The organism is Halobacillus sp. AWH4_228, assembly GCF_056158365.1.
The window spans coordinates 313,094-327,189 of the sequence record NZ_JBSWTE010000001.1; the positions used below are offsets into that span (position 1 = coordinate 313,094).

General features: G+C 50.1%; 11 protein-coding genes. 7 read left to right on the forward strand and 4 right to left on the reverse strand.

What is annotated here, in order from left to right:
• Positions 1-74 precede the first annotated feature (74 nt).
• Positions 75-1,301 carry a S1C family serine protease gene (locus ACXADP_RS01710; protein ID WP_474970647.1) on the forward strand — a complete coding sequence of 409 codons (1,227 nt, stop codon included), beginning with the start codon at positions 75-77 and terminating at the stop codon, positions 1,299-1,301.
• Between the two features lie 386 nt (positions 1,302-1,687).
• Here the strand turns inward: ACXADP_RS01710 and ACXADP_RS01715 are convergent, their stop codons facing one another.
• The gene (locus ACXADP_RS01715) at positions 1,688-2,392 is read right to left on the reverse strand and encodes a DUF2306 domain-containing protein (protein ID WP_474970114.1); all 705 of its coding nucleotides are present in this window, start codon (positions 2,390-2,392) and stop codon (positions 1,688-1,690) included.
• Between the two features lie 369 nt (positions 2,393-2,761).
• Here ACXADP_RS01715 and ACXADP_RS01720 point away from each other — a divergent pair, with 369 nt between their 5' ends.
• From ACXADP_RS01720 to xylE, 4 genes are all read left to right on the forward strand, one after another.
• Positions 2,762-3,781 (forward strand): Gfo/Idh/MocA family oxidoreductase, encoded by a 1,020-nt coding sequence (locus tag ACXADP_RS01720; protein ID WP_474970648.1) that lies wholly within the window; start codon positions 2,762-2,764, stop codon positions 3,779-3,781.
• Positions 3,782-3,829: 48 nt separating this feature from the next.
• The gene (locus tag ACXADP_RS01725; protein WP_474970112.1) at positions 3,830-4,840 is read left to right on the forward strand and encodes a LacI family DNA-binding transcriptional regulator; all 1,011 of its coding nucleotides are present in this window, start codon (positions 3,830-3,832) and stop codon (positions 4,838-4,840) included.
• Positions 4,841-4,872: 32 nt separating this feature from the next.
• Positions 4,873-5,700 (forward strand): sugar phosphate isomerase/epimerase family protein, encoded by an 828-nt coding sequence (locus ACXADP_RS01730; RefSeq protein WP_474970649.1) that lies wholly within the window; start codon positions 4,873-4,875, stop codon positions 5,698-5,700.
• 66 nt (positions 5,701-5,766) lie between these two features.
• The gene (gene xylE / locus ACXADP_RS01735; protein ID WP_202411455.1) at positions 5,767-7,209 is read left to right on the forward strand and encodes a D-xylose transporter XylE; all 1,443 of its coding nucleotides are present in this window, start codon (positions 5,767-5,769) and stop codon (positions 7,207-7,209) included.
• A gap of 221 nt (positions 7,210-7,430) precedes the next feature.
• Here xylE and ACXADP_RS01740 read toward each other — a convergent pair whose 3' ends face one another.
• Positions 7,431-8,774 carry an alanine/glycine:cation symporter family protein gene (locus ACXADP_RS01740; RefSeq protein WP_474970650.1) on the reverse strand — a complete coding sequence of 448 codons (1,344 nt, stop codon included), beginning with the start codon at positions 8,772-8,774 and terminating at the stop codon, positions 7,431-7,433.
• Positions 8,775-8,962: 188 nt separating this feature from the next.
• Here ACXADP_RS01740 and ACXADP_RS01745 point away from each other — a divergent pair, with 188 nt between their 5' ends.
• Positions 8,963-9,979: a threonine aldolase family protein gene (locus ACXADP_RS01745; protein ID WP_474970651.1), complete on the forward strand. Its 1,017-nt coding sequence runs from the start codon at positions 8,963-8,965 to the stop codon at positions 9,977-9,979.
• A gap of 286 nt (positions 9,980-10,265) precedes the next feature.
• On the opposite strand, the gene ACXADP_RS01750 is transcribed toward ACXADP_RS01745, so the two are convergent.
• The gene (locus ACXADP_RS01750) at positions 10,266-11,624 is read right to left on the reverse strand and encodes an FAD-dependent oxidoreductase (protein ID WP_474970652.1); all 1,359 of its coding nucleotides are present in this window, start codon (positions 11,622-11,624) and stop codon (positions 10,266-10,268) included.
• Between the two features lie 147 nt (positions 11,625-11,771).
• Positions 11,772-12,053, reverse strand: coding sequence for a hypothetical protein (locus ACXADP_RS01755; protein ID WP_474970653.1), 282 nt, complete (start codon positions 12,051-12,053; stop codon positions 11,772-11,774).
• Between the two features lie 237 nt (positions 12,054-12,290).
• On the opposite strand from ACXADP_RS01755, the gene ACXADP_RS01760 reads away from it, so the two are divergent.
• Entirely contained in the window at positions 12,291-13,415 is a 1,125-nt protein-coding gene (locus ACXADP_RS01760) for an endonuclease (protein ID WP_474970654.1), read from the forward strand.
• The last annotated feature ends 681 nt before the right edge of the window (positions 13,416-14,096 follow it).

Below are 14,096 nucleotides of genomic sequence, written 5' to 3' on the forward strand. Positions count from 1 at the left end.
TTGATTTAGTTAAACATAAGGGAACAATACCTATTGAAGTTCATAGGAACGAAGGAAAGGTAAGGTGAAGCGGAGTGGGTTATTACGATGACCATTCACCCCAGACACAGCAGAAAAGAACCCGCAGGCGCTGGGTCATGCCGACCATCGTCGGAGGGGTCTTAGGCGCTGTGCTCGTTCTGCTTGCTCTCCCGGCACTCGTCCAGACCGAGCTGCTTCCATACGATATGACGATTCCGGAGGATGAAAGCGGCCTTGTGGATGACAATCAAGGACTGACCGGCGATACGAAGAGTGTATCTGTGGATGTAACGACACAGATTACCGATGTCGTCGAACAGGTCACACCGACGGTTGTCGGCGTCGTCAATCTGCAGACGAGGGAGAATTTCTGGCAGGAAGGCGCTGAGGATTCCTCCCAGCAGGCAGGCGTTGGTTCCGGTGTCATTTATAAAAAGGAAGACGGGACCGCTTATGTGGTAACGAACAACCATGTTATTGAAGGCGCCAGTGAAATCGAAGTCGTTCTCGCCGATGAAACAAGGATCACAGCCGAATTGATCGGCGGCGATGTCTTCACCGATCTCGCAGTATTGAAAATGCCGGGGGATCAGGTCGAACAGGTGGCTGAGCTTGGCAGTTCTGAAGATCTGAAAGTCGGTGAACCGGCCATTGCTATCGGGAACCCGCTCGGCTTGAGTTTCGCCGGATCCGTCACGCAGGGCATCATCAGCGGAAAAGAACGGGCCATTCCGCAGGATTTTAACGGAGACGGCCTGGAAGACTGGCAGGCGGAAGTCATACAGACCGACGCCGCCATCAACCCCGGAAACAGTGGAGGGGCGTTGATCAATATCGAAGGACAGCTGATCGGAATCAACTCGATGAAAATTGCCCAGTCCTCTGTAGAAGGGATCGGTTTTGCCATTCCGATCGATTCAGCCAAGCCGATCATCGATGAGCTGGAGCAGAAAGGGCAGGTCGACCGCCCTTATATCGGCATTGAAGCCTATGGCCTGAATGAAGTGCCGACATCCGAATGGGGAAATACGTTGAACCTTCCTGAGGACGTGGAAGGCGGCCTTTACATCCGCAGCATCCGGCAGATGTCACCAGCCGCAAAAGCCGGACTGGAGCCACTTGATGTCATTACCGCTCTTGATGGCGAACCAGTTGAGGATATCATTGACCTCAGAAAGTATTTGTACAATGAGAAAAATCCTGGCGAAGAGATGGAAATCACCTACTACCGCGATGGACAGCAGCAGACAACATCCATTACCCTCGGCTCACAGGAATAAATCATGAAAAAGAGTACCTTCGTTGTGGAGGTACTCTTATTATGGTCAGGAATCGACATTCTTCTCTTTTGTTCAACATATGATTATCCACAGCCTGTGTATAGAGTTCTGGATAACTGTCATATATGGTAGGGAACATATATTCCGATACCATATAGCCATCAACCATGTGAATATGTGGATGAAATATGTGTATAACCTGTTTATATCTAAGGAGAGCCTGTGAATATCAGAAAATTAACAAGGTTTGTGCATAAGTCTGTGGACAATTGTGGGTAACTGCTTTCGTTAGTGGCTGTTTTCCACATGTGTATGAATTTCAAACGTTCTCTCCATCGGTTCTGTGAAAAAAATGTCTAATGCTAACGTCATTCGTGAGTACCTGTTTAAGAGGCTGACTTTTTAACTCTTGGGAGATTGAATTTCCTGCGGTAATAGAAATTGAAGCTGTAAATCAGAGGTGTCAGGACTGCCGCCGGCAGAAACCAGAGCCAGATGCTCACACTTGAGATATTCAATAATCTTGGAGCACCAAAAACGACAAAAGCCGTAATGGTGGCGATTGAGCAGCCGATCAAGTTTCCGTAATGCTCAAAATACCAGTGCATTTTTGTTTTGGGAGGGGTGAGCCAATAGGAAAGCTGACCACATCCGAGCACGAGGCCCAGGATCGGGAAAAATTTCAGCAGGGCAAAATCATCGATCCAGCCGACCACCATAGTAACGAGGGACATGATGACGAGCAGACCGGATATCCCCAAATCATAAGGGTTGCGGTGAGCGTCTGTCCGGCGTTTGAAGCGGAGTACACGGATGCCCATCCAGGCTGTCGCTGCACTCAAGACGGCGATAAACAAAAGAAAAAAGGAAAAAGCCTGTTCGGCTGATGATCTTTCCTGATCGATAAACAGGCGGTACAACCCCATGAACAGCGCACTGCCCGCGACTGTATACATGGCCCAGACGTATACCCAGCCGATTTTGCGGTGCGCACGGCCGCCTTTTTTCGTGACGAGGGGAATCCAGAATACGGTGAGCGCGGTAAACCCTGCGGCAATATGAAGCATGAGTATGATTGAAAATAAAGACATGGTTTTCACTCCTCTCTACTCTACCAGTTATACGGAGCGTAAGAAGGGAATTCCTGCATTCTTAACGATTTTTACAAAGAAACGACAAATCCTTGGTCACAGGACACGGGTTTGTCGTTTTATGTGGAGGGGTGATGAACGATGTCTTAGGAAACATTCACATAAAAAAGGAAAGAACTTTCCTCATCAAACATATTCCGTCTTGTGTTGTTGTTTATCCCTTGATTTAAACGAATCTTCTTGCTCTTTAATAAAACTTTTAGTTTTCAAACAATTTAAAATTCTGTTTGACTAGCTTTATGAAAAGGTTTACAATCCAAGTTAAGGAAAGTTCTTTCCTAAATTTCATTTATCTAGGAGGCGTTTGTTTTGAATACATTGAACATTGGATTGATCGGAGCAGGAAGAATGGGGGCCTTTCACGGAGAAACCATAGCCCAGCGTTTACCCGGCGCACAATTGTATGCGGTTGCAGATCCGGTACCCAACGCAGCAGAGCAGCTTGTCCACACGCTGAATACAACAGCGAAGGTGTACACCGATCCTTTGGAATTGATCAAGGACCCTGAAGTAGAGGCTGTTGTCATCGTGTCTCCGGCAAAAACGCATGCTGCGAATGTTCTTGCTGCCATCCGGCACGGGAAAGCGGTTTTCTGTGAGAAACCGATGGCGATTACCATGGAAGAAGCAGATGAAATCGTACAGGCGGCGGATGAGCATCAAACATTCCTTCAAGTTGGTTTCAACCGTCGTTTTGAAAAAGGGTTCCGCGCTGCCCATCGTGAGATTGCCGAAGGACGCATTGGCATACCACAGCTGCTGAAATCGAATACGAGGGATCCGGAGCTTCAGGGAGCAGAGTCGAAGCCGCAGTGGACGATTTTCCTGGAGACGCTCATCCACGATTTTGACGCCCTCCGCTACTTGAACCCGGGCGCGCAGCCGGTGGAAGTCTATGTGGCCGCTGATGCGCTTGTCCGTCCTGACCTTAAGGAAAGCGGCCTGCTGGATACAGCCGTAGCGACGATCAAGTTTGATAACGGCGCCATTGCAACAGCAGAAGCAAGCTTCCAGGCTGTGTATGGATATGACGTCAGAGCCGAAGTTTTCGGATCTGACGGGATGATTACAGCCGGAGGCATCCGCGAATCCAGTATGACACGTTATAATAAGGACGGAGTCAGCTATGATACAAGCCGTTATGACCAGCATTTATTGTTCGAGGCGTATGTAGAAGAGCTGCGGGCCTTCGTCGACGGTGTCGTACACAAGCATCCTTCCTATGCGACAGCTGAAGATGCCAGATGGGCACTGAAGATTGCGCTTGCCTGTATTGAATCCGTCCAGACGAATCAGCCTGTTCAAATACCAAAACCAGCACTCGTTTAACCATAAGCTGCCCTCACTCAGGCAGCAGAGAGAAAGGGGCAGCAAATAATGAAAGTCACCATTTATGATGTAGCAGAAAAAGCCAGCGTATCGATTTCCACCGTATCCAAGGTGTTGAATGAAAAAGGAAACATTAACGAAAAAACGAAACAGCGGGTATACGACGCCATCAAGGCGCTCGATTATAAGCCGAGTGTCGTCCTTTCTGTCCAAAAAGCAATGAAGACGATCGGTGTCCTCATCCCGGATATCTCCAATCCGTTCATGGCGGAAGTGACGAGAGCCGTGGAGGACAGCGGCCGGAAGAAAGGCTTCAACGTCATGATCTGCAGTACAGACAACGATCCGGATAAGGAAGAGGAATATATCACGATGCTGCAGCAAAAATACCTCGACGGCATGATTATCGCCACCGGCTTGAAAAACAGCCGTGCGCTGAACAAGCTGAAGAAAAGTGAAGTTCCTGTTGTACTGCTGACGAGGGACGTCCCTAAGTTTCCAGCGCATTCGGTGATGGTGGATGATTTTCAGGGCGGCTATGATGCAGGAACTCACTTGGCTGAACTTGGACACAAACAGGTGGCGGCCTTGATGGAGGATGTAGATGTACCGTCCATCAAACAGCGTTTTTATGGATTGAAAGAAGCCCTCCAGGCCTGCGGCGTGCCTATGACGGAAGCGTTCACACGCTATGCTCCCCATTCGCTTGCCGAAAGTAAACAAGCGGCGCTTGATCTGCTGTCACAGGAAAGCGCTCCTACAGCCATTTTTGCATCCACCGAGATTCTGGCCGTCGGCGTTCTGCAGGCAGCCAAGGAAAAAGGGCTGAAGGTGCCGGAGGATTTATCCGTCATCGGGTTTGATAACAGCATCCTTGCCCAGGTTACCGATCCGCAGCTGACGACGATCGGCCAGCCGGCTCAGAAAATGGGGGAAAAAGCGATTGAGCTGTTCGTCGAAGAGCTCCTTAATAAGAAGGAGCAGGAAGAAAAAATCGTACAGCGGCTGGTACTCACCCCGTCGCTGATCGAACGGGAATCAACCGCCCGTCTTACATAGAACAGACGGGAACTATAGAACGGAGGAATCCAATGAATCGAGATTACGGCTTGTGTTTATGGACGTTTGGAGAGATCGATTTTGATAAGAAGTGCCGCCTTGCTGCTGACATAGGGGTGGACGGCGTGGAAGTACAGGGGGATGTCTCCCGGAACCCGAAAGAGCTGAAGGGTGTTCTCGACCAGTACGGGCTTAAAATTTTATCCATCACCCCGGACAATGTCGATATATCCAGTGCCGAAGATCAAGTGAGAAAGGAAGCGGTCCAATACTTCCTGGATCTGATCAGCTGGGCCGATGAGCTCGGTGCGGACAGAATCTGCCTGCATGGTGACGTCGGGAAAGTCCGCGGCAGCGGCGACGAAGAGAAGGACTGGCAGCTTCTTGTAGAAAGCACCTCTGAAATTATGAAAAAAGCGGAAGACCACAACATGGAAGTGGTGTTTGAAGTCTTGAACCGGTATGAAAACCACCAGGTCGTTACAGGAAAAGAAGCCCTGGAACTGATTGAATCGGTGGGGAGCTCCTATTTGAAGGTGCTGCTTGATGCTTACCATATGAATATTGAAGAAAAGAACCCGGCCGAGGCGTTGAAGGCAGCCGGTCGCCAGCTTGGTGTCTATCACATCGCCGACTCGAACAGACAGGCTGTCGGAAACGGCAGCGCCGATCTGGCAGAGCAGGTTCAGGCACTCGATGACATCGGCTATCAAGGACCGATCATCATGGAAATGACCGCTGCAGGACCGGATCCGTTCACACCGGTCAAAGGCGCTGATTATCTGGATGTGGTCACCGGCTATTACGAGACGTCACTTAAGAAATTGAAGCAGTGGGAAGGCGCAGAGGTCAAAGGCTGACAGCCACTTGAAATTTGAAAGCGCTGTCTATATCACATTACGTATAAAGGTGGGGTTCACGTAATTATGACAAAGCATTTGAAGTATATGATCTTTTTATCTGTCGTCGCTGCTTTAGGCGGGTTGTTGTTCGGATATGATACGGCTGTCATTTCGGGTGCGGAGCAGTCGCTTGAGGTGTATTTCATCGACAGTCTAGGCCTGAACAGCTTGTTCCAGGGATTGACGGTCTCCAGTGCCTTATTCGGATGTATCATCGGCGGACTGATCAGCGGAGTGCTTTCCAACCGCATCGGACGGAGGAATTCCCTCATTACAGCCGCTGTCCTGTTCTTTTTGTCCGCTCTGCTTTCGGCGTATCCTGAATTTTTATTTTTCACGAAAGGCGATCCATCCATCGGACTTTTCATTATGTTTAACCTGTACCGCATTATCGGCGGGATTGGTGTCGGACTGGCCTCCGGTCTTGGACCGCTTTACATCAGTGAAACATCACCGGCCAAGATCCGCGGCAAGCTGGTGACACTGAACAACCTGGCCATCATTTTCGGTATGCTCGTCGTCTATATCATCAACTGGCGGATTGCTGCCGGACAGAGTACCGCGTGGATCCATGATATCGGCTGGCGCTATATGTTCGCTTCTGAAGCCATCCCTGCGCTGTTATTTTTCGGATTGTTATTCTTAGTACCGGAAACACCGCGCTACTTAATCTTGAAAAACAAAGACGAAAAAGCGATGGATATTTTAACGAAGGTCAACGGCTCGAAAGAAAAGGCGAAAGCGATCTTCGATGAGATCAAAGAAACCGTTCAGAAGGAAGGCACGAAGAAAGCACGCGTCTTTTCCTACGGCAAGCTTGTCGTCATCGTCGGAATTTTACTGGCTGCTGCCCAGCAGTTCGTCGGTATCAACGTTATCCTGTACTACGCGCCGCGTATTTTCGCCAACATGGGAGCATCGGCAGACGGATCGATGATGCAGACCGTTCTGATTGGTGTCGTCAACTTCATTTTCGTATTGATTGCGCTGCTGCTTGTTGAAAAAGTCGGAAGAAAACCGCTCCTGCTGATCGGATCGGTCGGTATGGGTGTGGGGATGTTCGGGATATCCGCCCTGTCCTTCGCTGATTCACTTGGACTTGGCGCATTATTGTTCATTCTGCTGTACGTCGCTTTTTATAACCTTTCCTTCGGACCGCTCGTCTGGGTGCTGGCATCGGAATTGTTCCCGAACAAGATTCGCGGACAGGTCATGGCGATTACCGTTGTAGCGAACTGGGGAAGTAACTTGTTGATTTCATCCACATTCCCGTCGCTGCTTGAAATCGGTGCAGGCGTCGCCTACGGTTTCTACGGCGTGATGTGTGTCCTTTCCTTCCTATTCGTCTGGAAGCTCGTTCCGGAAACGAAAGGAAAAACACTCGAGGAAATTGAAGAACATTGGACAAGCAAAGCGGAGGATCAATCATCTGCAGCCTATTCTACACTGGAAGAAAGAAAAGCTTAACTGAAAGCGGTTATAGAAAGAGGGATATACAATGGAGCGTTATTCATGTGAAGGTGACTTGGAAGGACCCCTTTTCGTATACGAGTTTCGACCAAAAAACAGCACACGAAAGGATCCAGCCAAATCAGAATCATTTTATCACATGCGTTCCGGAAGAAAAAAGCAAACGCACTGAGGATAGAAAAAAAGCCAGCCCGGCATCAGGCTGGCTTTTTTCTGTTTCAGGAGTGAAGACGGTCGCTGTTCCACGTCTTTTTGATGATTTTCGTTAAGGCAAGGACAGCGATCAAGTTAGGAACCACCATCAATGCATTGAACGTATCGGCCATCTGCCAGACGAATTCCACCTGGACGACGGCTCCTGTGACGATAAACAGCAGCACGAACGCACGGTATGCCGGTACGGCTTTTTCCCCGAACAGGAACTTCACGTTCACCTCTCCGAAGAACGCCCAGCCGAGGATCGTCGTAAAGGCGAAGAACAAGAGGCAGATCGCGATAAACGGAATACCGAATTCACCGAGTCCGCGGGCGAACCCTTCCTGCGTAATCGCACTTCCTTCAAGCCCTGTTTTATGGGCATCGGTTACGAGTACGACGAGGGCGGTCATCGTACAAATGATCACGGTATCGATGAAAACACCGACCATGGCGACAAGCCCCTGGTGGGACGGGCGCTTCACTTGAGCGACGGCATGGGCGTGCGGGGTGGAACCCATACCCGCTTCGTTCGAGAACAAGCCGCGGGCAATGCCGTACCGGATCGCTTCTTTCACCGTTGCACCGAGCACACCACCGCCGGCGGCTTCCGGACTAATCGCAGCCTGCACGATCAGCTGCAGCGTCGGCAGCACCTGATCCCAGTACTGCACCATAATGACGAGGCTTCCGCCGATGTACAACAGCGCCATGACGGGTACGACATTTCCGGCAAAGGTGGAAATCCGGTCAATCCCGCCGAATAAAATAAGACCGATTAAAATAGCAATCACAATACCAAGACCGAGATTGAGACCGAACGAGGAGGCATCCAGCGCCTGATTCATCGCTGTAGCGATCGCGTTGGACTGCACCATGTTTCCGACAAAGCCGAGCGCAATGATGATGGCTACAGCGAAAAATCCGGCCAGCCATTTGCTGCCAAGACCGTCACGGATGTAATAGGCCGGACCACCGTGGACGGATCCATTTTTCTTTACCTTATAGAGCTGGGCGAGGACCGCTTCGGCAAAAATCGTCGCCATGCCGAAGAACGAGCTGATCCACATCCAGAAAATCGCACCGGGTCCACCGGCAGCGATCGCTGTGGCGACACCAGCCAGGTTTCCGGTTCCGACCTGCGCAGAAATCGATGTGGCGAGCGCTTTGAATGAATGGATGCCTTCCTGTTTTTCCTTTTTGAAAAGCGGTGCGAAGGTAATCTTGAAGCCTTTACCAAGGAAGCGCACCTGGATGAAGCGGAGCTGGAAGGTGAGCCATACACCGGTTCCGAGAAGGAAGACGAGCATGACAGGTCCCCAGAGAACACTGTTTATATCTTTAAAAAGTTGCGTCAACTGTTCCACTTTTTTAATGTCCTTTCTTTCTTTAATGTATAACCATAAAAAAGAGTATCGCACGTGGAAGCGTTTCACAGCAAGTGACATTTATTGAAAACTCGGCGATTTGAAGCGATTTTCGACTGTTTTTTGACACGGCCGTCTTTTCCTTTTGTCAGAAACTTCTATACAATAGAAGAAAAAGGGGAGAGACGATGATCGATTTACGAAGCGATACAGTAACCAAACCAACGGAAGCGATGCGCCGGGCCGCGTATGAAGCGGAGGTGGGGGATGATGTGTATGAAGAGGATCCTTCCGTCAAAAAATTGGAAGCCGAAGCGGCTGCGACACTCGGAAAGGAAGACGCCTTGTTTGTCACAAGCGGTACCCAAGGCAACCAGATTGCCGTTTTGACCCATACAAGACCGGGGAATGAAGTGATTCTTGAAGCCGCCTCGCACGTTTTCTTCTACGAAGGGGCCGCCATGTCCGCCCTTGCCGGCGTTCAGCCCCGCACGATCGTCGGCCACCGGGGAGTGATGAACCCGGATGATATTGAAGCGGCTGTCCGTGCGGATGATATTCATTTTCCGGAAACTGGTTTGATCTGTCTGGAAAACACGCACAACAAAGCAGGGGGAGCCGTTGTCCCGCTTGAAAACATGCGCCGGGTTTACGAAACGGCCCGGGAGCACGGCATTCCGGTTCATTTGGACGGGGCACGACTGTTCAATGCCGCAGCTGCCTCAGGGAAGTCTGTGAAAGCGTACGCTGATTGGACGGATACCGTGCAGATCTGTTTATCGAAAGGGTTGGGCGCACCTGTGGGGTCGATCATCGCCGGTTCGTCCTCGTTTATCCGTCAGGCGAGAAAATGGCGGAAGCGGCTCGGAGGTGGTCTGCGGCAGGTCGGGATGATCGCTGCGCCTGCCTATATTGCATTGACGGAAATGACGGAGCGGCTGTCGGACGATCATGAAAAAGCACGGCTGCTTGCTGATGGAATGTCCCGTTTACCGGGGTATGAGGCCGCTCCGGTCGAAACGAATATCGTCCTAGTTGATGTCACAGCGACCGGAATGACGGCTGCAGCATTCGTTGAAAAGCTGAAGGAACGCGGCATTCTCGCTGTCCCGTTCGGACCTTATGTGGTAAGGTTTGTGACCCATTATGATGTGACAGAGCAGGAGATTTACGACGTGCTGGATGATATCGAACGGATAGGCTGACCCAGCCGATTTACTGGTTGGAAATGGAAGGTTTGCGAGTATACAGAGACTACAACACACTTGGAGGTGGGCTCTGATCGCAGATGTCATTCCATTCAGGTCAGGTGAGCGTACGTCAACTGCAGAACGTGAATGTGTGGAGTTATATGAGCGCGATCCGTACATGAATGACAATATCCCTCTGGATGAACTCGGTCATCATCTGCGACGGACGTTGACGAACCGGCAGAAAGGCTGTAAGAAAAAATGAACAAACCCCCGTGAATGGGCACGGGGGTTTGATTTATTAGACAAGGGCTGGTGTTCGGTTGTAATCCTGCTGCGCTTCAAGTCCCGCCTTGTTCAAGAAGTTCCACGGCTGGTTGAAGTGCGGCTGGAAAAAGAAATCGACGTAAGCAAGCTGGTCGATCGTCATCCCGGCCTGAATGCAGACGCTCATCGTATTGATGGACTGCGTCACATCGGCTTTGGACAGCACCTGGGCGCCGAGAATCTTCCTTGTTTCCGGATCGATCGTCACTTTCAGCTTCACATTTTCCGCTGTCGGCATGAACGCCGGGCGGTGAGTATCTTCTATTGTGAAACTTTTCACATGTACATCTAAAAGTTGAGCAGATGTTTCTGTCAGCCCTGTGGATGCCATGTTGTAGTCGTAAATGTGCAGCCCGGATGTACCCTGGGTGCCTCCGTGGGGCATGACCGGCTCCATGATGTTACGGGCGGCGAGTGTTCCCATGCGGACCGCGTTCGTTGCGAGCGGGATATAGGCATGTTTTCCAGTCGGGTTGTACGTCACGGCACAGCAGTCTCCTGCTGCGAAGATATCAGGGTGGCTCGTCTGCATATATTCATTGACGATGATCGCACCGTTATCGAGCGTGTCGACGATTCCTTTGACAAGATCGGTATTCGGACGGAACCCGACACACATGATGACAAGATCGGTCTCATAGCTTCCGCTGTTCGTGATCACACGCCCGACCTGGCCGTCGCTGCCTTCAAACCGCTGGACAGTTTCATTCATCGCTAACGTCATGCCGCGGTTTATGAAGTCCTCTTCGACGATGGACGTGAACGCCTCATCCAGATATTTGTTCAAAATCCGGTCGGCACCATCAATCAATGTCACCTCTTTGCCTGCTTTTTCAAAGGCTTCAACAAGCTCGACACCGATATAACCAGCTCCAACGACAGTCACTTTTTCAGCGTGTGCAGCTCGTTCAATGATGGTATTCGCTTGGTTGTAGTTTTTCGCAAGCAGAATGTTCTCAAGATCGATGCCTTCGATCGGCGGTGTCACCGGCCATGATCCGGTCGTGATCACTAATTTATCATAGGAATCGGTGAGATGTTCACCGGTCACAAGGTTCTCAGCATAGATCGTTTTCGCTTCAGCATCAATGGCTTTCACGTCATGCTGCATCCGGATCGTAACGCCGAGCTTCTGCAGCTCCTCCGGAGAAGAATAAAAGAGTCCCTGCGGGTCTTCGACGACTCCGCCGACATAGAGAGCGAGTCCACAGGATAGAAAGGAGACGTTATCGTTTCGTTCATAAACGGTAATCTGAGCTTCAGGATACATGGTCGCCATATTCGTCACCGCAGCGGTTCCTGCGTGGGTACTTCCAATTACTGCAATCTTCATGGAATAGATCCTCCTTATAAGCTCATGTGAAATACTTCACATGTTAACTGTAATTGTATTATAAGGCGGATCGAAGAAGAATACAACCCTTTTGCTCACTATTTCACAAAATAAAAATAACCCGCCGGAAAGCCGGCGGGGCAGGGGTTATTCCTTATCCTTGCGGGGGAACGTTTTATTTTTCACTTTCTTGAAGGCTTCAGAGGACGTATCCACCGTTTTGTCGATGGCTTCGGTGCTTTTTTCGGACGCTTTTTTAATGATGTTCCCCGATGAATCGACGGTTCTGCCAATCAATCCGCCTTCACCGGTAATCGATTTGATGACCTTCCCGGACGAATCGACCGTCTGGTGGACGATGTTGTTGGCCTCTTTGGCCACCTGCTTGAAGAAGCCGTCTTTTTCCTTAGAGCTGCGCTTTTCACTCATGTGAACATCTCCTCCTTGGAATCAATGGCTTACCCTTTATACATATGTACCCGTGATGTTCCTATGACAGGAGAAAAGAAATCTGATTCGGACGTCATGCGCCGGAGGTCCTCATTATGAAGCGGATGTTAACGCTCTGTGAGAATCGTGCTAACTTCACGGTTTCAGGCAGGAAATCAAAGGTCGATATGGAAAGAAGCGGTGTAAGGCCACATGACAAACAAGGGAGTGTACATGATGAAGAAATTATTTTTGATTGTCTTTAGTCTTGTCTTTTTTACCGGGGGACCAGCTGTAAGCGCCGCTGGAAACCTGTCTGTCCAGGAAGCGATGCAGACGTCCAACGGGTCCGATGTGACTGTTGAAGGGTACATCGTCGGCGTACCGGTATCCCAGTCCACCGTGGAGCAGAGCGATTTTTCCTCCAATTATGCCCTCGCGCTTGCGGATGATGCCGGCGAAACCGATATGAACGACATGATTCTGGTCAAATTGGATTCCGAATACCGCTATGAGTGGGGACTCCAGAACAACCCCGGTCTGATGGGTGAAAAAATCGTCGTGGACGGCACACGTGATGCCTACTTCGGCCATGAAGGCGTCGAATACGTAAGCTCGATCGCCAAAACGTCCGGCGACTGCGGCGGCGACACCGGAAGCGGGGACGGAGACGGCTCGACGTCCGGTGACTACTACAGCAGTGCGGATGGATTAACAGGAGATGCGTTGAAGCAGGAGCTGCACAACGTCATCGACGATCACACGGAGCTTACATATTCCGACGTATGGGATGCGCTTCGTCATACCGATGAAGATCCGAGCAACACAGGCAATGTCCTGCTCCTGTATACAGGGAACTCGATATCCAAGTATGACAACGGCGGGTATGTCGATGATTGGAACCGCGAGCACGTCTGGGCGAAGTCGCACGGCGATTTCGGCACGAGCATGGGAGCCGGCACCGACATTCATCACCTGCGTCCGACCGATGTATCGGTGAACTCTGCCCGCAGCAACCTAGATTTTGATAATGGCGGATCCGCTTATGCCGACGCTCCGGATACGTATTCGGACAGTGACTCCTGGGAGCCCCGTGATGAGGTCAAAGGGGATGTGGCACGGATGATTTTCTATATGGCCGTCCGCTATGAAGGCGATCAGGGCGAACTGGACCTTGAAATTGCGGATTACACCGGTACGAGCGGTCCATACTTAGGGAAGCTTTCCACATTGAAACAGTGGCATGAGAGCGATCCGGTAGACAGCTTTGAGCGTAACCGTAACGAGATCATTTTCAGTGACTATCAAGGCAACCGCAACCCGTTCATCGACCACCCGGAATATGTGGAACAGATCTGGTAAAGAGAAACCCCCGGAAGCGACCTGCTTCCGGGGGTTCTGCATTCTTTCATTCTTACAGCAGCAACATCAGTCATGATGAGTGCTATTGTATCTGAACTTATGTAAACGTATCTCCAACTTGTTAGAGTTCTTCATGATATTCTTCCTTGTTGTACAACCTTAAGATACATTAATTCAGTCCCGGAAAGTAGGGGACTTAACAAAAAGCCGCTCCGGTTTTTACGAACGATTTTTCTTCAACATCTGGTAGGTTCCAAGGACAAGCAGTACAGCTGCGACGATGAGTTCGGTCCTGAATATCATGGGAAAGCCAGTGAAGACATGCGCCTCCATCGGTCAGCCACTCCCCAAAGTCTCTAAATTCTGCAACATGAGCCATTGGCTGTACATCATCACTATACTGTAATGAACAAAAGAACCGAATAAAAGAAAGACACCATATTTTATAAAGTTCACGTTCTATCAACTCCTCTTTTAAACAACACTTCTGTCATCTAATTATTCATGGATTACCTGAGACAGACAACCCTGGGAAAGCAACTAATAATAAACGATTTTATTCCAAAACAGTATCTTCCGTCTTAACGTCCTTTTTGGGGGCTTTTCTTATATGCTGATAAAAAGGGAGGGGAGAACCAGCCGATCTTCTGTTTACCCACATATCCTTGAATAGGTGGAAAT